Raw genomic sequence first — 22,273 nt, 5'->3', positions numbered from 1 at the left:
ACGCGATGTTAGTGTCACGCTCCCAACCGGACAAGGGGAAGCGGGAGCGCATGAGCAGCGGTCGGACCGGCAGCGTCGTCTCCAGCTCCCCGTCGTTCGGGCGCTACTCCGACGAACCGGTGCGGCTGCTGCAGGACGCCGGACTCACGGTCGAGCTGGTCGAGCGGGGCGACACCGAGAGGCTGCGGGCCGCGCTGCGCACGGCGGACGCGTGGGTCGCCGGGTTCGAGCCTGTGGACAGCACGACCCTGTCCGACGCGCCCGAGCTCAAGGTGGCCGCGAAGTGCGGGGCGGGCCTGGACAACTTCGACCTCGACTACCTGCGCGAGCGGGGCATCGCCGTCGTCTCCGTCCCCGGGGGCAACTCCTCGGCGGTCGCGGAGTACGCGATGGCCCAGGTGCTCGCCCTTGCGCGCGGTGTCGCGGTGAACGACGCGGCGGTACGCACCGGCGCCTGGAAGCCCCACGTAGGCATGGGCCTGGCCGGCCGGACCCTCGGCATCGTCGGTTTCGGGGCGATCGGCCGCCACCTCGCCCGGCTGGCGAAGGCCTTCGACATGCAGCTGGTCGTCGCGGACCCCTTCCTCGACGCGACGCGCGGCGCTGCCGATGGCGTGCAGGTCGTGGAGCTGCCGACCCTGCTGGCCACGGCCGACGTGGTCTCGCTGCACGTGCCGCTGTCCGACGCGACCCGGCACCTCATCGGCGAGCCCGAGCTCGCGCAGATGCAGCCGCACGCGCTCCTCGTGAACGACAGCCGGGGCGGGATCGTGGACGAGCAGGCGCTGGCGCGCGCTCTCGCCGCGGGCACGATCGCCGGCGCCGCCGTGGACGTCTTCGCCGACGAGCCGGCCCCGCCGGACCTCCCGCTGCTCTCTGCGCCGAACTTGCTGGTGTCGCCGCACACCGCCGGCTACTCCGACAGCGCGCTCGCGACCGTCACGCTGACATGCGCGCGATCGATCCTCGAGGCGCTCGGCTCATGAGGATCGCCCGGCTCCGCTCGTCCGACGGCGAGCAGTTCGCCTTCGGTACCGCAGGACGCTCCGGGTGGGTGACCGCCGGAGCCCTGGATCTCGACCTCCCGGACATCGGCGCCGTCCTCGAGGCGCAGCGGCAGATCCGTGCGGCCACGGCCGAGCGCGACCCCGACGTCGACGAGCAGGCGGTCGACCTCGCCTGCCCGCTCGTCCGCCCCGGGAAGGTGATGGCCATCGGGCTCAACTACCTCGCCCACATCGCTGAGGTCGGCAAGCCGACGCCGACCGAGCCCATGGTCTTCACCAAGGCGACGAGCTCGCTCAACGGCCCGTACGACCCGGTCGAGCTGCCGGAGGACCTCACGGCCGAGCTCGACTACGAGTGCGAGCTGGCCGTCGTCATCGGCGCGCGCACGCGCCGGGCCCGCCGGGAGAACACGCTCGACAGCGTGCTCGGGTACTGCGTGGCGAACGACGTCTCCGCTCGTGACCTGCAGCGCCGCATGCCGCAGATCTTCCTGTCCAAGAGCCTGGACACCTCGTGTCCCATCGGCCCCTGGATCACCACGGTCGAGGACATCGACGACCCGCACGCGCTGGGCATCCGGACGTTCGTCAACGGCGAGCAGCGGCAGGGCTCGACCACCGGCGACATGCTGTTCGACGTCGCGGACCTGGTCGTCCGGCTGTCCGCCACGATGACGCTCGAGCCGGGTGACGTCGTGCTCACCGGGACCCCGGCCGGTGTCGGGTCAGGCCGCACGCCGCCGACCTACCTGCGCTCCGGCGACGTCGTCCGCTGCGAGATCGACGGGCTCGGAGCGCTGGAGAACCGCGTGGTCGCGGTTCGCGGGTGACGGAGAAGCGATCACGCGCTGAGCCGAAGGAGGCACATGACGGACGTCGACATCATCTGCGTGGGAGCGGGGCTCGGCGGCCTCGCCGCGGCGATCCGTGCCCACGACCTCGGAGCGCGGGTCCTGGTCCTCGAGCGGTCGGACATGGTCGGCGGGGTGGCCGCCTACAGCGGAGGCTTCTGCTGGGTCGGGGGCAACCACCTGGCCGATCCGCCGGACTCGCTCGACGCCGCCGAGGCCTACCTCGACCACGTCCAGGGCAGCGGGCGGCCCGTCGACCGCTCAGCGCGCAGGCGCTACCTCGAGTCGTCCGCGCAGGCCACGCAGTGGTTCGCCGACGCGGGCATCCCGTTCAACCTCATCCGCAGGGCGCCGGACCTGTACGCCCCGTGTCCCGGCTCGACCGCCCAGGGCAGGCTGCTGGAGTGCGCGGTTGCGGGTGCGGAGCTCGGCGACTGGCGGCCCCGTCTGCGCCCGAGCCCGTACTACCGCACCGGCGTGAGCCGCGACGAGTTCTACTACGAGCTCGGCGGTGACGTCGCCGCCCGCGTGCGGCTGGCCGCCTCCCGCAGCGCGGAGGACCACCTCACGCACGGGCTCGGGCTCATGGGCGCCTTCGTCCGCGAGGCGCTCGTCCGCCGCGGGGTGGAGTGCCGGCTCAGCCACCGCGTCGTCCGACTCCTGCAGGAGAGCGGCCGGGTCGTCGGCGTCGTGGCCGAGGGCCCGGACGGCGGGGTCGAGATCACTGCCCGCAGGGGGGTGCTGCTCGCCGTCGGGGGCTACGGCAACGCGCCCGACGCCGCCGAGCTCGAGGACGTGCCGGAGCTGGTGGAGGCGGCACCGCCGGTCGTGGCGGGCGACGGGCTGTCGCTGGCCCAGTCGGTGGGCGCCGCCGTCGTCCGCGGTGCGGACCCCTTCGTCGTGCTCGGGGAGCGGTTCGAGGGGCAGACGCACCCGGGTACCGACGAGCCGATGTACACGCAGCTGCTCGAGTTCCTCGGCTACCCGCACTCGATGATCGTCAACTCCGACGGCCAGCGCTTCGGCGACGAGTCCTACTACGGCGCGCTGATCCGAGGCCTGCGCCAGTACGACGCACGGCGCAAACGGTGGGCGAACTACCCGTGCTGGCTGGTCTTCGACGAGAGCTTCCACGAGCAGTACCCGCTCGGCCCCTACGACCCTGGCGCGCCCTACCCGGACGAGGTCCGGACCTTCGGCAGCCTCGACGAGCTCGCGGCGGGCACGGGCATCGACCGCGCGGGCCTACGAGCCACCGTCGAGCGCTTCAACCAGTACGCCGCTACGGGAGAGGACCTCGAGCACGCGCGCGGCTCGCTGCCCTTCGCCCGCAGCGCCTACGGGGACCCGCGGTACGTCGCGAACCCGAACCTCGGACCGGTCGAGCGCGCGCCGTTCCACGCCGTGCGGCTCACCGTCCTCGGCGTCGGGCTGAGCACGCTGGGGCTCGGCATCGACGGGGACGCGCGGGTGCTCCGCCGCGACGGCAGCACGATCGACGGCCTGTACGCGACGGGCAATGCGGCGGCGACCCGGGAGCTCAAGGGCTACGTCACCGGCCTAGCCAACGCACGCAACTACACCTACGCCTACAACGCGGTCGGCGCGATGCTGACCTGACGCTCGCGCTCCGCCGCCCGTCGCCTGTTGACCCTCGGGGCTGGGGGGACTACGGTCGGAAGTACGTATTCCGGAAAGGGTTCCGCAATGCGGAACCAGAGGGGCAGCGGCTATGTCGGCACAGGATCTGCGCGCGCTCATCGAGGCCCAGGGGGTCGTCTACGCCCCCGGCGTCTGGGACGGCCTGTCCGCGAGGCTCTCCGAACAGGCCGGGTTCGGGGCGGTGTGCGCCTCCGGCTTCGCGATCTCGGCAGCGCTCGGGCTTCCCGACGCCGAGGTCTTCACGGCGACGGAGAACCTCGAGGCGGTCCGCAAGATCCGCGAGGCGACGTCGCTGCCGATCGTCGCTGACATCGACACCGGCTACGGCAACGCCATCAACGCAGCGCGCACGGCGGCATCGTTTCGCCGTGCAGGGGTGGCGGCGGTCTTCATGGAGGACCAGATCTCTCCGAAGCGCTGTCCCATCTGCGTCGGTGACCCCGTCGAGGTGCTGCCGATCGGCGAGTCCGCCGGCAAGGTGCGGGCTGTGGCCGACTCCCTCGAGGGTGAGGTGATCCTCATCGCCCGGACCGACGCCGTCGGTCACGAGGCGCTCAAGCGCGCCGAGGCTTACGTGGCCGCCGGCGCCGACATGGTCATGCCCGTCTCCAAGACCTTCAGCGACCTTGAGCAGTGGCGTCGCTGCTCCGAGGTCGCCGGCGTGCCGCTCGTCGCGGCGCTGACCGCCTGGACCTGGGTGGAGCGCGACTTCACCCGCGAGGCCATGCTCGAGGCAGGGATCGCCATTGCCTTCCTGCCGACGCAGCTCGTGCTCTCGGCGGCCACGGCCATGCGTGACTCGCTGCGGCGGCTGGCGGCCGGTGAGCGCTCGGAGGCGGTGTCGGCCGACTACATGAAGCACGGCGAGTTCATCGGGATGATCGGCTTCCCGGAGATGGAAGAGCTCCAGCAGCGCTACCTGCCGGCGACCGTGGAGGCATGACCATGGGCTCGACGATCACGGAGAAGATCCTCGCGCGCGCCGGTGGCATGGACGTGGTCCGTCCAGGGCAGAACGCGCCGTTCCGACCGGACTACATGGTCGCCTACGACTTCCCTGGCTACACCGACGTGATGTTCAAGCAGATGGCTGACGACTTCGGCATCACCACGCTGGATGACCCCGACCGCTACGTTCTGTTCATCGACCACCTGGTCACCCGCGGCGGCGAGCGCGAGGAGGAGATCCACCGCGTGACGCGCGAATGGGGACGCGCCAACGGCGTCGAGGTCCACGAAGGCAAGGGCATCGGCCACCAGGTCGCGGCCGAGCTCGGCTACGCGATGCCGGGCACGTTCCTCGTCCACTTCGACGGACACATCAGCGGGCTCGGCGCGTTCGGCTCGCTCGGGTGGGGCGTCCGCAAGGACCTGCTCGAGGCGTGGGTCTCCGGAGCGGTCTACCTAGACGTCCCCGCCAGCTCGAAGTTCCACCTCGAGGGCCGATTCGGTCCGGGCGTCGACAACCGGGACCTGCTCCACCACATCATCGCCGAGATGGGCGCCGACGGCTGCGCGCACCAGGTGATGGAGTACGTCGGTCCCGGGGCCGAGGCGATGAGCATCGACCGTCGCCAGGGGCTCTGCGCCATGGCGATGTTCACCGGTGCCGTGTCGGCCATCTTCAACCCGGACGAGCTGTCACTCGAGTACGCGCGGAAGGTCGCGCGGCGCGACTTCGAGCCGCTCTACAGTGACCCCGACGCCGAGTATGCTGCGAGCTACGAGATCGACCTCACCACGCTCTCCCCGCAGGTCGTGCTGCCGGGCTCCGCGAAGTCGTCGAACACGCGCCCCATCGAGGAGCTGGCAGGCACACCGGTGCAGCACGCCTACATCGGCTCGTGCGCGAGCGGGCGCATCGAGGAGATCCGAGCGGCGGCCGACATCCTGCGCGGCAAGAAGGTCGCCGCGAACGTGCGGCTGAACGTCGTGCCGACATCGGAGCAGATCTACCAGCAGGCCGACGAGGAGGGGCTGCTCAGCGTGCTCAGCGAAGCCGGCGCCCACGTCGCGAAGTCGTCGTGCGACTTCTGCATCGGCTACGCCGCTCCGCTCGCGGCGGGAGACTCCTGCATCTCCACCGGCGTCCTCAACATCTCCGGCCGCATGGGCAGCACGGAGGCGCAGATCTACATGGGCAGTGCGTACACCGTCGCTGCCTCGGCGCTGACCGGCACGATCGCCGACCCGCGAGAGGTGGTGCCGTCATGACGGGAGTGGCTCCCGGCCCGTCGTCGGTCGTCCCCGACCTGCTCAGGGGGCGGGTCGCGTGGATCTTCGGTGACGACTTCGACATCGACCTGGTCATAGGGGTCGAGAACATCAAGTCCTACGACCCGGTGCACCTGCGCTCGGTCTGCATGGCGACCTACGACCCGGACTTCATCTCCGCGGTGCGACCGGGCGACGTCATCGTCGGTGGTCGCAACTTCGGCTACGGCCATCCGCACTACCCCGCGATGATCGCTCTGCGGAACGAAGGCATATCGGCGGTCATCGCCGAGTCCTTCGCACCCGGGTACTGGCGCGGTGAGATCTACCAGGGCATGCCCCTCATCACGGTGCCCGGCATCAGCTCGGCGGTGGAGCGGTGGGACGAGGTCGAGCTCGACTGGCGCGCCGCTCGGGTGACGCTGCCGGGATCGGGCCAGGTGCTGCAGGGAAGCCCCCTCAGCGAGCACGCAGTGCGCGTGATCGAAGCGGGTGGAGGGTTCAACCTGCTGCTCAAGGAGCAGGGCCCCGAGGGCCGTGCCCGGCGGGCGATGGCCGCCGCGGACGACTGACGCGAGCGGAATGACGTCTGAGCTCGAGCAGTTCGACCTCGTCTGCGTCGGGGGAGGCCTCGGAGGTCTCGCCGCAGCCCTGAGCGCGCAGGCGCATGGCCTGTCGGCGCTCGTGCTGGAGAAGTCGTCGTACCTCGGTGGAGGCGCTGCCTACAGCGGCGGGCTGTGCTGGGTCCCGGGTCTGGACGAGACGGTTCCGCCCGACAGCCTGAATGCGGCCTGCGCCTACCTCGACCACGTGCAGGGCGAGCGCGAGTGCGACGAGGCGCTGCGACTGTCGGTCGTGCGCGCGATGCGCGACGCCACCAGGGCCTACCGCGAACTCGGCGTCCCCCTGGAGGTGGTGCCGGGCAACCCCGACGTCTACCACCCCCAGGCACCCGGCTCCACCGCGTCGGGCCGCATGCTCGAGTGCGCAGTCGACGGCAGCTCGCTCGGGTCGTGGCGCACTCGTCTCATGCCGAGCCCGCACTACCGGATCGGGCTGCGGCACAGCGAGATGTTCGACTCGACCCGGACGAGCGTGCTGACCAATTCCCTCCTGCGCGCGCGCCAGCGCGGCGACGTGCTGACGATGGGGGTCGGACTGGCCGGGGCCTTCGTCCGCGCAGCTCTGGCGGAGGGGGCCGCGTCCTGCCTCACCGAGCAGAGCGTGACCGGGCTGGTCACGCAGGCGGGACGGGTCACCGGCGTCGTGGCAGAAGGGTCCGGCGGCCCCGCGCACTACGGCGCGAGGAGGGGCGTGGTCCTGGCGACGGGCGGCTACGGCTGGTCGCCCGCTGCGGCGGACCTGGAGGGATTGCCGGACTTCGCCGAGGCGAGTCCTCCTTCGATCAGCGGGGACCACCTGGTGCTTGCTGAGTCGGTCGGCGCCGGCCTGGTCCGCGGGAGTGGCCCCCAGTTCTCCATGGGTGCGGAGCTCGACAGCTCGCTGACGCACCCCGGCACCGCAGAGGTCCTGTGCCAGCAGCTGTTCGACGTCATGGGGCTGCCGCACACGCTGGTGGTGAACCGGTCGGGACGGCGCTTCGGGGACGAGAGCTACTACGTCGGGATCAACGAGGCGCTCCGGCGCTGGGACGCCGTGCAGAAGCGCTGGGAGAACTTCCCCTGCTACCTCGTGGTCGACGAGCGCTTCCGGCGGACGTACCGGCTGGGTTCCCTGCAGCCGGGCGCGCCGTACCCGTCGTCGATCGCTCGAGCCGCGGATCTGCGCGGACTGGCCGCAATCCTCGGAATCGACGGTGAGGCGCTCACGAGAACCGTCGAGTTCTTCAACTTCCACGCCGAACGGGGCGAGGACCCCTCCTTCGGACGAGGTTCGCTGCCGTTCGTGCGACGTCGCTACGGCGACCCGTCGCACGAGCCCAACGCCAATCTCGGTCCCGTTGCGGAGCCGCCGTTCTACGGGCTCCCCCTGCGCCTGCTCGGAACGGGCATGTGCACATTCGGCCTGCGGACCGACGAGGACGGCCGTGTCCTGCGCCGTGACGGATCGGCCGTCCCAGGCCTGCACGCGACGGGCAACGCGGTCGCCACCACCGAGTTCCGCGGCTATGTCACCGGCTACGCCAACAGCCGCAACCTTGCGATGGCGCACCGGTCCGTGCGCGCCATGTCGGCCGCACCTGTCCAGGCACCAGCTCCACGCCGCTCTTCCTGAGCGGCGCAAACACTGTGAGAGGAAGCAGATGACGGCCAGTGGCCCCGAGAAGGTCGTGTACACGGCGACGGCGAAGGTGGCGGGCGGACGGTCCGGCCACGTGAAGACCAGCGACGGCTTCGTCGACTTGGACCTGCGACCGCCCGTCGAGATGGGTGGCCCGGGTGGCGCGACGAACCCTGAGCAGCTGTTCGCTGCCGGCTACGCCGCCTGCTTCCAGAGCGCGCTGATGGTGGCTGGCCGCCGCGCCGGCATCGACGCGTCGTCGTGCGAGATCGCCTGCGACGTGAGCATCGGTCCTGTGGGGAGGGCCTACGGCCTTGCCGTCGTCCTCACCGTCGAGGTGCCCGGGGTCGACGAGACGCAGGCTCGCGAGCTGGCGGACGCGGCGCACGCCGTGTGTCCGTACTCGAACGCGACGAGGGGCAACATCCCGGTCGAGATCGTCGCCCGGGCGGGTTGACATGCTTGCTCCACGCGCCGATGGCGGGTCAGGCGCTCATGCGTCCGCTGAGCTCCCGCGCCATTGCGCACACGCGGTCGATCGCACGCGACAGCATGGGTTCCTCGAATCTGCTGGCGGGGCCGCCGAGGCTCAGCGCTGCGATGGCTACGCCGTCCGCATCGAGTACGGGTGCCGCGACGGCCGCGACATCTTCGATGTAGTCCTCGACGCTCACGACATAGCCCGCTTCCCGGACGCGAGCGAAGTAGCGAGACAGATCTGCTCTCGACACCACGGTGCGACTGGTCAGCCGAGGCTGCTCCGACGCGACCAGGCGGGCCTCGATCTCGGGAGTAAACGCGGCGATCGCGACCGGCCCAGCGGCGACGTGGTAAGGCAGTACAGAACCCACGGTTACGCCATGGATACGGACAGGATTCCTGCCTACGACCAGCTCGATCGTCACAGCCCCATGGGGACCCGGAATCATCAGGAAGGACGTGTCGCCGAACTCTTCCGACAGCCGCCGCATGAGCGGCACGGCCTCGTTGCGAAGATCGAGATTGCCGCGCGCGATAGCGCCCAGGTACAGCAGAGGCATCCCGAGCCGGTAGCCGCCCGACTTCGTTCGCGTGAGCCATCCACACGAAAGCATGGTCTGCAGCAGGCGGTAGACGGTCGTCTTGTTGAGGCCCGTGTCCTCGGTGAACTCGCTGAGCGTGACCTCTGGGCGCTCGACGCTGAAGCTGTCCAGCAGGCGCGCCGCTTTCACGACCGACCCGACGATGTTCTTCGGATCGGTCGAGGACTCCACCTACGCACCGTACCGGTTCTCGCCATGCCATGCGTCCCCTGCGATCGTCCTGAAGCGGCGTCGACTGGAGTACCGAGCCATGGCAAAGGCCCCCGCTTGTTGTCACTGCAGGACTCACCGGCGAACTGCGCGCGCCGGGGAGCAGAGAGGTGATGCATTGGCTTCAGCGGATGTACTTGCGACAGTCGACTGGCGCGCTGACCCACACGATGTTGCGATTTCGGTGGATCCACCCTCGACCCCCGTCATCGCCTGATTCAGGGCGCGAATGCTCGGACGCGCTACGCAGTTTGAAGGCTGCCATCGCCGCCGGCGGCGATCCTGCTGCGTTGGCCAACGTCAGCGAGGAACCGCACAGCACGCCGCCAGAGGTCCTCCCGTCGTGAAGGGCTTGCTCACCGACGCCCTGAACGGACGGGATCCGGCACCCGCGCGGCGGAAGCAGCCAGGTCAGCGGCCTGCCACGCCTCCCAGCAGAAACCCTTCGGCTGTTACGACAGCGTGCTTCCCCGCGCGCCCCGAGTGGCTTGGCAGTGAACGGCACGCTGTGAGCGGAGGACCGAGTGACGACTGATCCGACAATGGGTGCCGGGCCGCGCGACGACGGGGTCTGCGGATCAAGAGGTTAGGGGTTCGAATCCCTTCGGGCGCACCCAGGCAAGTGCAGGTCGGAGGGGTCGCCGGTTCGGGCGGCTCCTCTTTCGCGTTTCTTACAGTCGCGTGCGCGCCGCGGTCGACGCCATCCCGGACCAGGCGCGGCAGCCGATCCCGTACCGGCTGTTCACCCCGGAGGTCTCCGGGCCGGATGTCGCCGAGACCGACTTCACCGCGTTTGCCAGCCAGATGCGACCTGCGGCACGCCCGCCAGGTCCGGCTGGTCGTCCGTCGAGTACGTCCGCCCATACGCCCGACTACTGATCCCAGCAGCCGGGTCGATGGCAAGAGCAACGGTGGATCCGGGGTTACTCCGGCGTGGGGTGCTCGCAACGTTCGGTCGAGTCGTGGACGAGTACCCGCTAACGTGCGAGCGCTGGCGGGAACGCACGGAGGAGGCCAAGGGTGGGTCCGGTACGGGTGGCCGGGGCGGCCATGACCGCGTTCGGGAAGATCCCGGGCAGGACGCTGCGCAGTCTCGCCGAGGAGGCCGTGCAGGGCGCGCTCGCCGACGCGGCGCTCGGGCCCGACGACGTGCAGATGGTGTTCTTCGGCAACGCCGCCGAAGGGCTGCTGTCCGGCCAGGAGATGATCCGCGGGCAGTCCGCGCTGCGGCACACCGGGCTGCTGGGCCGGCCCGTCGTCAACGTCGAGAACGCCTGCGCCTCGGCCACCACCGCCTTCCGCCTCGCCTGCATGGCGGTCGAGTCCGGCGCCGCGGACGTAGCGCTGGCCGTCGGTGCCGAGAAGCTCACGCACGCCGATAAAGCCCGACCGCTTGCGGCGATCGGGACGGCGATCGACCTGTCCGAGCCGCCCACCCTCGCCGGCCGCATCGCCGGGGACGAGGACCCGGCCGGGCCTCGGTCCTACTTCATGGATGTCTACGCCGCGATGGCGGCGGACTACACGAGGCAATCCGGCGCGACCGAGGCCGACTACGCCGACGTGGCGGTCAAGAACGGCCGGCACGGCGCGTTGAACCCCAAGGCGCAGTACCGGAACGGCGTCACCCGCGACGAGGTGCTGGCCAGCCGGCTGATCTCGCCGCCGCTGCGGCTGTTGATGTGCTCGCCGGTGAGCGACGGCGCAGCCGCCCTCGTCGTGTGCTCGGAGTCGTTCGCGCGACGTCACGGCGGTGCCGACGTGCGGGTGCGGGCCTGCGAGCTGCGGTCGGGGACCGACCGTGGCGCCGACGACCTCCCCGGAGTGACGTTGGCGGCGAATGCCGCGTACGAGGCGTCCGGGCTGGGCCCGAACGACGTGCACGTGGCCGAGGTGCACGACGGCGCCGCGCCGGCCGAGCTGATCGTGTACGAGCAGCTGGGGCTGTGCGCGCCGGGCGAGGGACCGAAGCTGCTCGCCTCCGGTGACACCGCGCTGGGCGGCCGCGTCCCGGTCAACACCGGCGGCGGCCTGCTGTCCCGCGGCCACCCGATCGGCGCGACCGGCTGCGCGCAGCTCGTCGAACTCGTCGACCAGCTGCGCGGACGGGCCGGCGCCCGGCAGGTACCGGACGCCCGCCTCGCCCTCGCGGAGAACGCCGGTGGCTACCTGGACACGGACTCGGCGGCGATCGGGGTCACGCTGCTCTCGCGCTGACCCCGACCGCCGCCGCTCTTGGTGCCTAGCTCGGCTTGCAGATCATGCCGCCGTCGATGGTGAGGATCGTCCCGTTGCAGTACGACGCCTCGTCCGAGGCCAGGTAGAGCAGGCCGTAGGCGATCTCCTCCGGCAGGCCCATCCGGCCCATCGGGTTCCAGGCGAAGCGGTTCTCCTCCGAGTTGAGGTAGTCGATGTACTCCTCGACCAGCGGCGTCTCGGTGTAGCCCGGGCAGACGACGTTGGTGCGGATCCCCTCCTTGCCGTACGCGACCGCCATGGACCGGGTCAGGTTGACCATCGCCCCCTTGGCCGCGGTGTAGGCATGCGCGTCCGGGTTGCCGACCAGACCCAGCACGCTCGCCACGTTGACGATCGAGCCGCCGCCGCGCTCGCGCATCGCGGGGACCGCATACCGGCTGCAGCTGACCACGGAGCCCAGGTTGATGGACATGACGTTGTCCCACTCCTCGACGCTGGACCCAGCCACGTCGAGCATCGAGTCCGGCCGCACCGCGCGGTAGTTGTAGCCCACCCCGGCGTTGTTGACGAGGATGTCGACACCGCCGAAGTTGCTGACCGCGGCCGCGATGGCGTCCTTGGCCGCGCCGTCGGACGACAGGTCGGCCGACACGGCGAGCGCATCGCCGCCGAGGTTGCCCACCGCCTTCACGGCCTCGTCCAGCGTCGACTGGGTACGGGCGACCCCGACGACCTTCGCGCCGGCCTGCGCGAACATCTCCATGGCCGCACGGCCGATCCCGGTGCTCGCGCCGGTGATGACGGCGACCTTGCCCTCGAGCCTGCCGTTCAACGTTCCTTGCACAGTTCCTCCAGTGGGTCCGCCGACGGCGCTCGTGGAGCAGACGCCTGACTGAGCCGGTCGGCAAGGGTCGGATGATTCGCCACCCTGGGCGGGGTACCGTTGCGCCCCCGCCACCGGTAGTGTGGCGCGCGTCACGTTAACCGGCCGCGTCTTCTGGGGCAATGGGGCTTCCACGCAAGAGTCCCGACGCGGCCGTCGTCCCCGTTGATACATCGGATGTGTAGGAGGATCGGGTGAGTGACCTGCAGCTGCTCGCGCTGCACGGCTTGGCCGTGAGAAGCGCCGGAAGTCCGAAGGCTGTGGCTGTGCTGCTGGGCCGGGAACCCGACGAGGTCCAGCAGGCGCTGGAGGCCGAGGTGGGGAACGGTCGGGCGGTCGGGGCCAAGGGCACGTTCATGGTCACCCCGCAGGGCCGCGCGTGGCTGGACGAGCAGTACCCGCAGGTCTTCGGGGCGCTGCGCGAGGACGTCGACGTGCTGGCCGCGGCGGACCGGTTCGAGCGCGTGAACCGCGACCTGCTCGCCCTGCTCACCGACTGGCAGAGCATGCCGGCCGGCGGCGAGCGCGTGCCGAACACGCACACCGACGCCGACTACGACCGGGCGATCCTCGACCGGCTCGGAGACCTGCACGACCGGGCGGCCAAGGTGCTGGACCGGCTCAGCAGCGCGGAGCCGCGGCTGGAGCACTACGTGCAGCGCCTGGACACGGCCTACGACAAGGCGCTGGCGGGCGAGACCGACTTCGTGAGCGGAGTGCGCGTCGACAGCTACCACGTGGTGTGGCACCAGATGCACGAGGACCTGCTGCGCATGCTCGGCCGGCAGAGGCAGGAGTGACGGCCACCGTGGCAGTGGAACGCGTCGTCTTGCTCGACGGGTCCGTCGCACTGGGCAAGGACGTGCTCGGCGGCAAGGCGTGGGGGATCGTCCGCATGCGGCGGCTCGGGCTGCCGGTGCCAGGGGCGTTCGTCCTGCCCGTTACCGAGTGCCACCGCTACCACGAGAACGGCCGGCAGTTGGACGACGAGACGTGGCAGGCGGTGCTCGAGGGCCTGCGCCGCCTCGAGCAGGAGACCGGGCGCCGGCTCGGCGACCCCGCCGCGCCTCTGCTGGTCAGCGTCCGCAGCGGAGCTCCCGTGAGCATGCCCGGGATGATGGACACCGTCCTCAACCTCGGGATGACCGACGAGGTGGAGCGCACGCTGGCCCAGGTGTCGGGCGATCCGGACTTCGCGTGCGACACCCACACGCGGTTCTGCTCGCAGTTCGGCCGCATCGTGCTCGGTGCGGACGTGGACGCGCCGGGACCCGGTTCCGACGCCGAGCGCACCCGCGCAGAGATCCGAGGGGACTGCGGCCGGGACGTGCCGCGTGACCCGCTCGAGCAGCTGCGGCAGGCCATCAGCGCCGTCTTCGACTCCTGGCGCAGCCGGCGTGCGGTCGCCTACCGCAAGCACTGGGGGATCAGCGAGGAGGGCGGGACCGCCGTCACCGTGCAGGCCATGGTGTTCGGCAACCTCGGCGAGGGGTCGGGAACCGGGGTCTTCTTCACGCGTGACCCGCTCACCGGCGCAGCCGAGCCCTACGGGGAGTGGCTGCCCGGCGGACAGGGCGAGGACGTGGTGAGCGGTACGCACGCCGTCCAGACGCTGGCCCACTTGGCCGCGCAGCTCCCCGACGTGCACGCCGAGCTGCTCTCAATCGGGCGCACGCTCGAGCGCGAGCACGGCGACGTCCAGGACATCGAGTTCACCGTCGAGCGCGGCCGGCTGTTCCTGCTCCAGGCCCGGGCGGCCAAGCGGTCACCCGCCGCTGCCGTGCGTACCGCGGTCGACTTCGCCGAGGCCGGGGCCGTCGACCGGGCGACAGCCCTGCGGCGGGTCACGCCCGAGCAGGTGTCCTCGGTGCTGCAGCCCCGGCTGGCCGGCGGCGCCGACTCCGCCGAGGTGCTCTCCCGTGCGGAGCCGGCCTGCCCGGGGGTCGCGTCCGGCGTCGTGGTCACCGACAGCGAGGCCGCCGCCGCGGCTGCCGCCGAGGGGCGCGACGTCGTGCTCGTCCGCCCGACCACGAGCCCGGAGGACATCACCGGGATGATCGCGGCGCGGGCCGTCGTCACCGAGCTCGGCGGGTCGACCTCGCACGCGGCCGTCGTCACGCGGGCGCTCGGCCGGCCGTGCGTGGTGGGCGCCGGCAGCGGGGCCACCGCCGGGTGGTCCGGCCGGGAGGTCACCGTCGACGCCACCAAGGGCGTCGTGTACGCCGGGCGCCTGCCGACCGAGGCCGTCCGGGTCGAGGACGACCCGTCGCTGTCGCGCCTGCTCGAGTGGGCCCGCGAGGCCAGCCCCGTGCAGGTCGTGGAGGAGCCGGAGGACGGCACGCGTGACCTCGACGCTGCGGGGGTCGCACTGGCCGCCGACGAGGCACCGGACCGGTCCCGGATCGTCGAGGCGATCGCCGGCAACCGCAGCGTGCGCGGCTCGATCCTGGCCTGCCCCGCGGGTGCCGACGCTGTGCTCGACTCGGGCGTGCGCACCGTCGTCACGTGCCCCGGGCAGCCCCCGCTCGTCCTGCTGCTGCACCTCCTGCACGCCGACGCCCGCCGCCGCGAGGCCGCGGCATGAGCCTGACGGCGAGCGACCTGCAGGCGCTCCTGGCCGCGTTCGACGCTTCCGCGTGGGACGAGATGCGGCTCAGCCTCGCTGGCGAGCAGGTGCAGCTCAGCAAGACCGGGCGGCCGCCGGCCGGCAGCGAGATCGCAGGGGCGGGGGGCCGCTCAGCGGCGGCGGAGCCCGGCGACCTCCCGGCGCCGCCGCTTGCGGGCGTCGACGCCGCGCGGCTGCCACCGCCCGTCGAGGAAGGAGCCGTCGGAGCCCCCGCCGAGGTCGCCTCGGTAGCCGCCGTCGAGGCGGCGGAGCGCCGGTCCGAGGCGCTCCTGGAGAACACGACGGGCACCCACCGGGTGACCGCGCCAAGCGTCGGGCTGTTCTGGCGCGCTCCCGACCCGTCCGCCCCGCCGTTCGTCGAGATCGGGCAGCGTGTCGAGCCGGACGACCCGGTCTGCATCGTGGAGGTGATGAAGCTGTTCAACCACGTCCAGGCAGGAGTGACCGGCACGGTCCGCTCCGTCGAGATCGAGAACGGCGCGATGGTGGAGCACGGTCAGGCGCTGTTCGTCATCGAGAAGGAGGCCTGACCCGCATGTCGCTGCGCCGTGTCCTTGTCGCCAACCGTGGCGAGATCGCCGTCCGTGTCATCCGTGCCTGCGCCGACGAGGGCATCGAGAGCGTCGTCGTGGTCTCCGAGGTCGATCGCGACTCGCGCGCCGCGCTCGTCGCCGACCGCGCCGTCTGCATCGGTCCGGCCGCCGCCTCCTCGAGCTACCTCGACGTCGGCCGCGTCGTCGCGGCCGCGCTGGGCACCGGCTGCGACGCCATCCATCCCGGCTACGGGTTCCTCTCCGAGCGCCCGGAGCTGCCGGAGGCGTGCGCGGAGAACGGGCTGGCCTTCGTCGGCCCGTCGGCCGACACGATCCGGCGCGGTGGGGACAAGGCCGCTGCCCGCCGGATCGCCGCGTCGCTCGGCATCCCGGTCGGCGCGGGCAGCGACACGATCGACGACGCCACGACCGCACAGGAGATCGCCGACCGGGTCGGCTACCCCGTAGTACTCAAGGCCGCGGCCGGTGGCGGCGGGCGCGGCATGGTGCTCGTCGAGGGGCCTGAGGGGCTCGCGCAGTCCTTCGAGAACGCCAGCCGCGAGGCGCAGGCGGCATTCGGCGACGGGCGGATGTACCTGGAGCGGTTCATCACCCGGGCCCGGCACGTCGAGGTGCAGGTGCTCGCCGACCAGCACGGCAACGTGGTCCACCTCGGCGAACGCGACTGCTCCGCGCAGCGGCGCTACCAGAAGCTGGTGGAGGAGGCGCCGGCGACGTCCGTGCCCGTGGAGGTGCGCCGGTCGCTGCACGAGGCGGCGGTCGAGCTGGCCCGGGCCCTGGACTACGTCGGGGCCGGGACCGTCGAGTTCGTCGTCGACGCCGACACGGGGCAGTACGCGTTCCTCGAGGTCAACACCCGGGTTCAGGTCGAACACCCGGTGACGGAGATGGTGACCGGGATCGACATCGTGCGGGCGCAGCTGCAGATCGCCGGCGGCGAGCCGCTGCGGTTCCGGCAGTCCGACGTGCGGCTCGACGGGCACGCGGTCGAGGTCCGGGTGAACGCCGAAAACCCGAGCCGTGGATTCGCGCCGAGTCCGGGCACGGTCACGCGCTGGGTGGAACCGGTCGGCGGGGGACTGCGGATCGACACGCACTGCTTCGGCGGCTACCGCATCCCCCCGCACTACGACTCGCTGCTCGCGAAGGTCATCGCCCACGGAACCGACCGCGAGCAGGCGCTGCGCCGGCTCGACCGGGGGCTGCGCCACCTGGTCGTGGAGGGCGTGTCCACGACCGTGCCGATGCTGCTCGCCGTCATCGACTCGGCCGACTTCCGGGCCGGCACGCACCACACACGCTGGGTCGAGCAGGACCTGATGCCCTCCCTTGCCGCGGACGCGGGCACCGGCGGCGCCCGAGCCGGTCAGCCGGTGCCCGCCGCGGTATGAGCGGTTCCGCGAACCTCGCGCTGCTGCTCGACGGCCCGGCGCGCGCACGCGGCGACGCGCCAGCGGTGCTCCTCGGCGACCGGCCGGTGCGCTCCTGGGCCGGGTTGGCCGGCGCCGTCGCGCGGCGCGCCGGCGCCCTGGGTACGACGTTCGGTATCCGCCCGGGCGACCGCGTCGCGCTCGTCGCCGCGAACTGCCCCGAGTACCTCGAGTGGCTGCTGGCGATCTGGCACGCCGGCGCGGTCGCCGTGCCGGTGAGCGGCCGGCTGCACGCCCGCGAGGCGGCGGCGCTGCTGGCCGACTGCAGCGCACCGCTGTGCGTGGCGACCGACGACCTCGCCGGGGACCTGGCCCCGCTGCTCGCACCGCGGACGCGACTGCTGGTCGTCGGTGCGGACGACGAGCGCGCCACGGCGTCCGCCGAGCCGATCGAGCCGGTCCGCCGCAGCGCCGTGGACGACGCGTGGATCTTCTACACCTCCGGGACGACCGGTCAGGCCAAGGGCGCCCGGCTCAGCCACGGCAATCTGCTCGCGATGAGCGCGGCCTACTATGCCGACGTCGCCGACGTCGGCGCGCGCGACACGTTCGTGCACGTCGCCGCGCTCAGCCACGCCTCCGGGCTGTTCGCCCTGCCGTTCCTCGCCCGGGGCGCCACGCAGGTGCTGCCGGTCTCGGCGGGCTTCGACGCGGCCGAGCTGTTCGACCTGGTGGGCCGGCAGGATCGATCCAGCTTCTTCCTCCCGCCGGTGCTGCTCCGCCGGCTCACCGCCGCGGTGGAGCGGGCGCCGGTGCCGTCGGCGGTCGACCGGCTCGGCACCGTCCTCGTCGGCGCCGCGCCGGTGCTCGGCGACGACCTGCGCCGCGGCCTCGCGGCTCTGGGTCCCCGGCTGTGGAACGGCTACGGGCAGGGCGAGAGCCCGTGCACGATCACGGCGATGCCGGCCGCCGCGACGGCCGCCGCGCTCCACGAGCCGGATCGTCTCGGCTCCGTCGGCACCGCCCGGTGGGCGACCCGGGTCCGCGTCGTCGACGCCGATGACCGCCCGCTCCCACCCGGTGAGGTGGGCGAGGTCGTCGTGGACGGCCCGACCGTGATGACTGGCTACCTCGGACGCCCGGACGCCACGGCGGAGACGCTGCGCGGCGGATGGCTGCACACCGGAGACCTCGGCCGGTTCGACGAAGCCGGGCACCTGACGCTGGTCGACCGGGTCAAGGACGTCGTCATCACCGGCGGCTACAACGTCTACCCGCGCGAGGTGGAGGACGTCCTGGTGGACGACCCCGCCGTCGCCGAGGCAGCGGTCGTCGGCGTCCCCGACGCCGAGTGGGGGGAGCGGCTGGTGGCGTTCGTCGTGCCGACGCCGGTGCAGCAGCCCGACACCGACGCCCTGGATGCGCGGTGCCTCGCGTCGATCGCCCGACACAAGCGGCCGACGCAGTACGTGGTGGTGGAGGCGCTCCCGCGCAACGCCGCCGGCAAGGTGCTCAAGACAGCGCTGCGCGGCCAGGTGCCCGCCGCCGACGGACAGGACGCTGATGACCACTGACGTGGAGATCCTCGACACGACGCTGCGCGACGGCCAGCAGAGCCTGTGGGGGATGCGGATGCAGGCGGGCATGGCCCTGCCGGTCGCCCACCTGCTCGACCAGACCGGTTTCCGCGTCATCGACTATGCGGGCAGCTCGATGTTCGAGGTGCTCGTGAAGTACTGCCGCGAGAACCCATGGGAGGGGCTCGACCTCGTTCGGGAGCGGATCCGGCGGACCCCGATGCGCGGCGGGATGCGGGGGAACGCGGCGGTCTCGTTCGGCGTGACGCCGGACGCACTCATGGACCTGTGGATGCGCCGGCTCAACGAGCACGGCGTCCGGTCCTTCTGGATCTACGACGTGCTGTACGGGGTGCAGAACTTCGCTCGGCTCGGCCGGGTGGCCAAGGAGTATGGCTCGGAGATCGCCGGGACCGTCTTCTACACGATGTCGCCGGTGCACACCGATGAGTACTTCGCGGCACGGACGGCGGAGATGGCGGCGGTGCCCGAGATCGACACGATCCTGTTCTACGACACGGCCGGGAGCCTGCACGTCGACCGGCTCCGCACGCTGGTGCCGACGATCGTCGACGCCGCCGGGGGCAAGCCGGTCGAGTTCCACTCCAACAACCTCATGGGGCTGTCCGGCCTGGCCTACGCCGAGTCCGTCCGGCACGGCGTCACGATCCTGCACACCGCCAGCCGGCCGATGGCCAACGGACCCTCCGTCCCGTCGACCGAGAGCGTCGTGCGCAACCTCGAGATGGTGGGCTGCATGCACTCGATCGACACGGCGCTGCTGCCGCCGGTCGCCGAGCACATGCGGGCCGTCGGGACGGCCGTCGGCTATCTGGTCGACCAGGTCAGCGAGTACGACCTGTTCAACACCACGCACCAGGTCCCGGGCGGCATGGTCGGCACGCTCAAGGCCCAGCTGACGCAGCACGGCATGGACCACCGGCTCGACGAGGTGCTCGAGGAGACCGCGGCCGTCCGGCGCGAGCTCGGTTACCCGGTCATGGCGACGCCGCTGAGCCAGCTGGTCGGTACGCAGGCCGTCCTCAACATCGTCACCGGCAGCCGGTACAGCCACGTCCCGGACGAGGTGATCGGCTACGCCGCCGGGCACTACGGCACGCCACCGGCCCCGGTCGACCAGGATGTCCTCGACCGGATCATGGCGGCGCCGCGCGCGCAGCGCGTCGTCGACAACCCGCCCGAGCAGCCGACGCTGGAGGAGCTGCAGAAGCGGCACGGCACGACCGACGGCGACGAGCTCGTGCTGCGGGCGCTGCTGCCGGAGCCGGCTCTGGCCGCGATGCGCGCCGCCGGGCCGGTCCGCCGGGACTTCCCGCTCGCGTCGCCGGAGGTCGACGAGGTGCGCGCGCTGCTCGCCGCGACGCGGACGCCGTACGTCCGGGTCGTCACCGAGAGCATGGACCTCGAGTTGCGCCGGTCATGACCGACGCGACCCGGAGGTGGGCCGGAGCGGCGCTGTTCGACTGGGACGGCACGATCGTCGACAGCAAGCAGGCGCTCGTCGCGGCCTGGCATGACGTCACGCAGGAGCACCTCGGTCGGCGCTGGCCGCTCGACGACGATGACGTGCGGCTGGTGCTGAGCCGCCGTGGCACCGAGGTGTTCCCCCGCCTGTCCGACGACCCGGTGGTCGTTCGGGCGCTGGAGGACGGCTTCACACCCGCCTACGAGCGGCACGCCACCGACGGCGTCCGCCCCTTCCCGGGCGCGGTCGCCCTGCTGGAGGACCTGCACGAGCGCGGGATCGCGGTCGGCGTGGTGACCAGCAAGGCGCGGGCCCGGTACGTCGCCGACGCCGACCGCGGGCGTCTGGCGCATCTCGTGAGCGCTGTGGCGTGTGCCGAGGACGTCGCCCGGGGCAAGCCCGACCCGCAGGCGGTGCACCAGGTGCTCGAGGCTCTCGACGTCGCGGCCGACGCGGCCGTGATGGTGGGCGACACCGGCGTCGACATCGCGACCGGTCGCGCCGCCGGCGTCGCCTCCATCGGCGTCACGTGGGGCTCCAGCGACGCGGAGGCGCTACGGGCTGCCGGAGCCGACGACGTCGTCGGCTCGTTTGACGAGCTCCGCGCCGCACTGGTTCGGCACCGCCTGCTGCGCTGAGGCTACGCACGCCGACGGCCCGCACACGTCTCGGGCCGAGAGACCCAGGGCCCCACGGACGCGCCGAGGGCCCGCACCGGTGCGGTGCGGGCCCACTGCGCGTCGCTCACTCCTCCCGGCCGGCCCCCTTGCGGAGCCGCAGGACGTCCTCGCGCAGCAGCCCGGCGCCCTGGTCCTTGAGCGCGAAGGAGTTCGCCTGAGTGCGGCGGTACAGCTCGTGCACCCGGGGGTCGTCCGGGTGGTTCTTCACCCACGTGTCGTCGAGGTGGCGCAAGCCGTCCTCGAGCGTCGGCACCCGCAGCGCCCTGGCCGCCTCGTTGCACTGCTCCTGGGTGAGCTTGCCCTGAGTCGTGGTGTACAGCGCCGTCTTCTGCGGCAGCGACGTGCTGCCGCCGCGGATCGGGCCGACGCTCTCGGTCCACTCGTCGTCCCCGAGCACGCTGTACGGGATGGTCGACCACATGTCGCCGCGGGCGTTCGACCCCTTCGCCATGTGGTACTCGTTGCCCTGCTGCGACCGCAGCGAGATGTACCCGACGAGCTCGGCGATGAGGTGGTTGCCGTACTCGTCGTTGAACATCGGCTTGAACCGCTGCACGCGGTCCTCGACGGTGTACCAGTCCTGCTGGTCGTAGACGCCCGCGATGTGCGCGAGGTCCTTGGGCACGTTGTAGTACACCAGCAGGCCGGAATCGATCATCTGGTCACGGGACCAGCCGGCGACCTGCTTCCACAGCCCCTGCGTCGCCGCATGGATGCTGTCTCGCAGGTGGTCCAGGTAGTCGGCCAGCTCAGAGGCGCTGTCCATGTGCACCGGGAGGTACCCGTCCGAGAGGTAGTCGGAGGTGTACAGCCCGACGGCGTACATGTTGTCGTGGTTGTAGCTGGGCTGGGCCTCGAAGCTGGCCCAGTCGTCCACGATGTTGAAGTGGGTGTCCTTCATGAACACCGGCATCGTGATGTTGTTGAGCTCGACGTCGGCCGCCACCCCGTCCAGCCAGGGCAGGTCGCTCTCGGCCAGGTCGACGAACTCGCGCACGAGCATCTCGCCCTGCGCCACCTTGTAGGGGCCGGAGTTGTGGATGCCCAGGCGGCACTCGGAGTTCTTCAGGAAGGCGTACTGGCTCACGGCGGCCAGGAACTGCGCGACCGCGGTGTGCAGCTTGTCGCCCGGCTTGGTGCCGAGCGCGTCGGCCTCGAACACCTGCACCTGACGCTCGGGCAGCAGCTGCGCCGACAGGCCCGCGTCGGTCGGCAGGATGTGCGCGTGGTTGCGGTGGTAGCTGAGGTTCAGCCGGCGCGTGAAGTCGAGGACGTACATGACGTCGTCGAGCGCATCCGTCGGCTTGAGCATCCCCATGTCCATGAGCATCTGCCGGCCACCGAGGTAGAACTGCTCGATAATGCCGTTGGTGATGATGTTCGCCGAGGTGGACCGCTCGCGCGCGTAGTCGCCGATCTCCTCCGCCGGCATCGCTGCCTCGATCTTGCGGAAGAGGTCGGGGTAGCGGTACCACGCGTTGAGGTACGACAGCGCGATGTAGGGGTTGACCGGGAAGAGCTTGGACTCCTGCACGGTGCGGGCGGTGCACTGGAAGTAGAAGGCGTCGCTGGCCTTGCGGATCCAGGCGTTGGCCTCGAGCAGGTCGGCATAGCTGTGCTTCGTGGGCATC

At 71.5% G+C, this 22,273-nt stretch carries 20 protein-coding genes; 17 read left to right on the top strand and 3 right to left on the bottom strand.

What is annotated here, in order from left to right; genetic code table 11:
* The first annotated feature begins 50 nt into the window (after positions 1 to 50).
* From WD794_01705 to WD794_01670, 8 genes are all read left to right on the top strand, one after another.
* On the top strand, positions 51 to 986 hold the full coding sequence (locus tag WD794_01705) for a phosphoglycerate dehydrogenase (protein ID MEX2289028.1): 936 nt from the start codon (positions 51 to 53) through the stop codon (positions 984 to 986).
* Positions 983 to 1,837 (top strand): fumarylacetoacetate hydrolase family protein, encoded by an 855-nt coding sequence (locus WD794_01700; GenBank protein ID MEX2289027.1) that lies wholly within the window; start codon positions 983 to 985, stop codon positions 1,835 to 1,837. The genes WD794_01705 and WD794_01700 overlap by 4 nt, the downstream gene beginning before the upstream one ends.
* A 36-nt stretch (positions 1,838 to 1,873) precedes the next feature.
* Positions 1,874 to 3,478 (top strand): FAD-dependent oxidoreductase, encoded by a 1,605-nt coding sequence (locus WD794_01695; protein MEX2289026.1) that lies wholly within the window; start codon positions 1,874 to 1,876, stop codon positions 3,476 to 3,478.
* Positions 3,479 to 3,590: 112 nt separating this feature from the next.
* Positions 3,591 to 4,463: an isocitrate lyase/PEP mutase family protein gene (locus WD794_01690; GenBank protein ID MEX2289025.1), complete on the top strand. Its 873-nt coding sequence runs from the start codon at positions 3,591 to 3,593 to the stop codon at positions 4,461 to 4,463.
* A gap of 2 nt (positions 4,464 to 4,465) precedes the next feature.
* Positions 4,466 to 5,734: an aconitase family protein gene (locus WD794_01685; protein MEX2289024.1), complete on the top strand. Its 1,269-nt coding sequence runs from the start codon at positions 4,466 to 4,468 to the stop codon at positions 5,732 to 5,734.
* The gene (locus WD794_01680; GenBank protein ID MEX2289023.1) at positions 5,731 to 6,306 is read left to right on the top strand and encodes a 3-isopropylmalate dehydratase; all 576 of its coding nucleotides are present in this window, start codon (positions 5,731 to 5,733) and stop codon (positions 6,304 to 6,306) included. The genes WD794_01685 and WD794_01680 overlap by 4 nt, the downstream gene beginning before the upstream one ends.
* A 10-nt stretch (positions 6,307 to 6,316) precedes the next feature.
* Entirely contained in the window at positions 6,317 to 7,969 is a 1,653-nt protein-coding gene (locus tag WD794_01675) for an FAD-dependent oxidoreductase (GenBank protein ID MEX2289022.1), read from the top strand.
* Between the two features lie 28 nt (positions 7,970 to 7,997).
* Positions 7,998 to 8,432, top strand: coding sequence for an organic hydroperoxide resistance protein (locus WD794_01670; GenBank protein ID MEX2289021.1), 435 nt, complete (start codon positions 7,998 to 8,000; stop codon positions 8,430 to 8,432).
* Positions 8,433 to 8,460: 28 nt separating this feature from the next.
* Here the strand turns inward: WD794_01670 and WD794_01665 are convergent, their stop codons facing one another.
* Positions 8,461 to 9,228, bottom strand: coding sequence for an IclR family transcriptional regulator (locus WD794_01665; protein MEX2289020.1), 768 nt, complete (start codon positions 9,226 to 9,228; stop codon positions 8,461 to 8,463).
* A gap of 720 nt (positions 9,229 to 9,948) precedes the next feature.
* On the opposite strand from WD794_01665, the gene WD794_01660 reads away from it, so the two are divergent.
* Positions 9,949 to 10,146 (top strand): hypothetical protein, encoded by a 198-nt coding sequence (locus tag WD794_01660; protein ID MEX2289019.1) that lies wholly within the window; start codon positions 9,949 to 9,951, stop codon positions 10,144 to 10,146.
* A 141-nt stretch (positions 10,147 to 10,287) separates the two neighbouring features.
* Complete coding sequence (locus WD794_01655) at positions 10,288 to 11,484, top strand: thiolase family protein (protein ID MEX2289018.1); 1,197 nt, start codon at positions 10,288 to 10,290, stop codon at positions 11,482 to 11,484.
* A 25-nt stretch (positions 11,485 to 11,509) separates the two neighbouring features.
* Here the strand turns inward: WD794_01655 and WD794_01650 are convergent, their stop codons facing one another.
* Positions 11,510 to 12,310, bottom strand: a complete 801-nt coding sequence (locus tag WD794_01650) for an SDR family oxidoreductase (GenBank protein ID MEX2289017.1) — start codon at positions 12,308 to 12,310, stop codon at positions 11,510 to 11,512.
* A gap of 233 nt (positions 12,311 to 12,543) precedes the next feature.
* Between WD794_01650 and WD794_01645 the strand changes: the two genes are divergently transcribed.
* The 7 genes from WD794_01645 to WD794_01615 are packed head-to-tail and all read left to right on the top strand — an operon-like array spanning position 12,544 to position 20,600.
* A complete protein-coding gene (locus tag WD794_01645) occupies positions 12,544 to 13,149 on the top strand; it encodes a hypothetical protein (protein MEX2289016.1) in 606 nt (201 codons plus the stop codon).
* Entirely contained in the window at positions 13,092 to 14,933 is a 1,842-nt protein-coding gene (locus WD794_01640; GenBank protein MEX2289015.1) for a pyruvate, phosphate dikinase, read from the top strand. The genes WD794_01645 and WD794_01640 overlap by 58 nt, the downstream gene beginning before the upstream one ends.
* Positions 14,930 to 15,505 (top strand): biotin/lipoyl-containing protein, encoded by a 576-nt coding sequence (locus WD794_01635; GenBank protein MEX2289014.1) that lies wholly within the window; start codon positions 14,930 to 14,932, stop codon positions 15,503 to 15,505. Before WD794_01640 ends, WD794_01635 begins: the two co-directional genes overlap by 4 nt.
* Positions 15,506 to 15,510: 5 nt before the next feature.
* Positions 15,511 to 16,920 carry an acetyl-CoA carboxylase biotin carboxylase subunit gene (locus tag WD794_01630; protein MEX2289013.1) on the top strand — a complete coding sequence of 470 codons (1,410 nt, stop codon included), beginning with the start codon at positions 15,511 to 15,513 and terminating at the stop codon, positions 16,918 to 16,920.
* Positions 16,917 to 18,473 (top strand): AMP-binding protein, encoded by a 1,557-nt coding sequence (locus WD794_01625; protein ID MEX2289012.1) that lies wholly within the window; start codon positions 16,917 to 16,919, stop codon positions 18,471 to 18,473. Before WD794_01630 ends, WD794_01625 begins: the two co-directional genes overlap by 4 nt.
* Positions 18,463 to 19,920 carry a carboxyltransferase gene (locus WD794_01620; GenBank protein ID MEX2289011.1) on the top strand — a complete coding sequence of 486 codons (1,458 nt, stop codon included), beginning with the start codon at positions 18,463 to 18,465 and terminating at the stop codon, positions 19,918 to 19,920. The genes WD794_01625 and WD794_01620 overlap by 11 nt, the downstream gene beginning before the upstream one ends.
* Positions 19,917 to 20,600 (top strand): HAD family hydrolase, encoded by a 684-nt coding sequence (locus WD794_01615; protein ID MEX2289010.1) that lies wholly within the window; start codon positions 19,917 to 19,919, stop codon positions 20,598 to 20,600. The genes WD794_01620 and WD794_01615 overlap by 4 nt, the downstream gene beginning before the upstream one ends.
* A gap of 106 nt (positions 20,601 to 20,706) precedes the next feature.
* On the opposite strand, the gene WD794_01610 is transcribed toward WD794_01615, so the two are convergent.
* Positions 20,707 to 22,272, bottom strand: coding sequence for a hypothetical protein (locus WD794_01610; protein ID MEX2289009.1), 1,566 nt, complete (start codon positions 22,270 to 22,272; stop codon positions 20,707 to 20,709).
* Position 22,273: the final 1 nt, after the last annotated feature.

It is taken from the genome of Mycobacteriales bacterium (assembly GCA_040902655.1).
GTDB lineage: Bacteria > Actinomycetota > Actinomycetes > Mycobacteriales > SCTD01 > SCTD01.
This window is presented reverse-complemented; position numbering and strand designations above follow the sequence as displayed.

What these genes read in the sequence shown, in the direction of transcription:
- WD794_01705 (MEX2289028.1), top strand. Translation starts at nt 51, where the DNA reads ATGAGCAGCGGTCGGACCGGCAGCGTCGTCTCCAGCTCCCCGTCGTTC.
- WD794_01700 (MEX2289027.1), top strand. Translation starts at nt 983, where the DNA reads ATGAGGATCGCCCGGCTCCGCTCGTCCGACGGCGAGCAGTTCGCCTTC.
- WD794_01685 (MEX2289024.1), top strand. Translation starts at nt 4,466, where the DNA reads ATGGGCTCGACGATCACGGAGAAGATCCTCGCGCGCGCCGGTGGCATG.
- WD794_01635 (MEX2289014.1), top strand. Translation starts at nt 14,930, where the DNA reads ATGAGCCTGACGGCGAGCGACCTGCAGGCGCTCCTGGCCGCGTTCGAC.
- WD794_01690 (MEX2289025.1), top strand. Translation starts at nt 3,591, where the DNA reads ATGTCGGCACAGGATCTGCGCGCGCTCATCGAGGCCCAGGGGGTCGTC.
- WD794_01680 (MEX2289023.1), top strand. Translation starts at nt 5,731, where the DNA reads ATGACGGGAGTGGCTCCCGGCCCGTCGTCGGTCGTCCCCGACCTGCTC.
- WD794_01695 (MEX2289026.1), top strand. Translation starts at nt 1,874, where the DNA reads ATGACGGACGTCGACATCATCTGCGTGGGAGCGGGGCTCGGCGGCCTC.
- WD794_01625 (MEX2289012.1), top strand. Translation starts at nt 16,917, where the DNA reads ATGAGCGGTTCCGCGAACCTCGCGCTGCTGCTCGACGGCCCGGCGCGC.
- WD794_01630 (MEX2289013.1), top strand. Translation starts at nt 15,511, where the DNA reads ATGTCGCTGCGCCGTGTCCTTGTCGCCAACCGTGGCGAGATCGCCGTC.
- WD794_01615 (MEX2289010.1), top strand. Translation starts at nt 19,917, where the DNA reads ATGACCGACGCGACCCGGAGGTGGGCCGGAGCGGCGCTGTTCGACTGG.
- WD794_01670 (MEX2289021.1), top strand. Translation starts at nt 7,998, where the DNA reads ATGACGGCCAGTGGCCCCGAGAAGGTCGTGTACACGGCGACGGCGAAG.
- WD794_01610 (MEX2289009.1), bottom strand. Translation starts at nt 22,272, where the DNA reads ATGCCCACGAAGCACAGCTATGCCGACCTGCTCGAGGCCAACGCCTGG.
- WD794_01620 (MEX2289011.1), top strand. Translation starts at nt 18,463, where the DNA reads ATGACCACTGACGTGGAGATCCTCGACACGACGCTGCGCGACGGCCAG.
- WD794_01675 (MEX2289022.1), top strand. Translation starts at nt 6,317, where the DNA reads ATGACGTCTGAGCTCGAGCAGTTCGACCTCGTCTGCGTCGGGGGAGGC.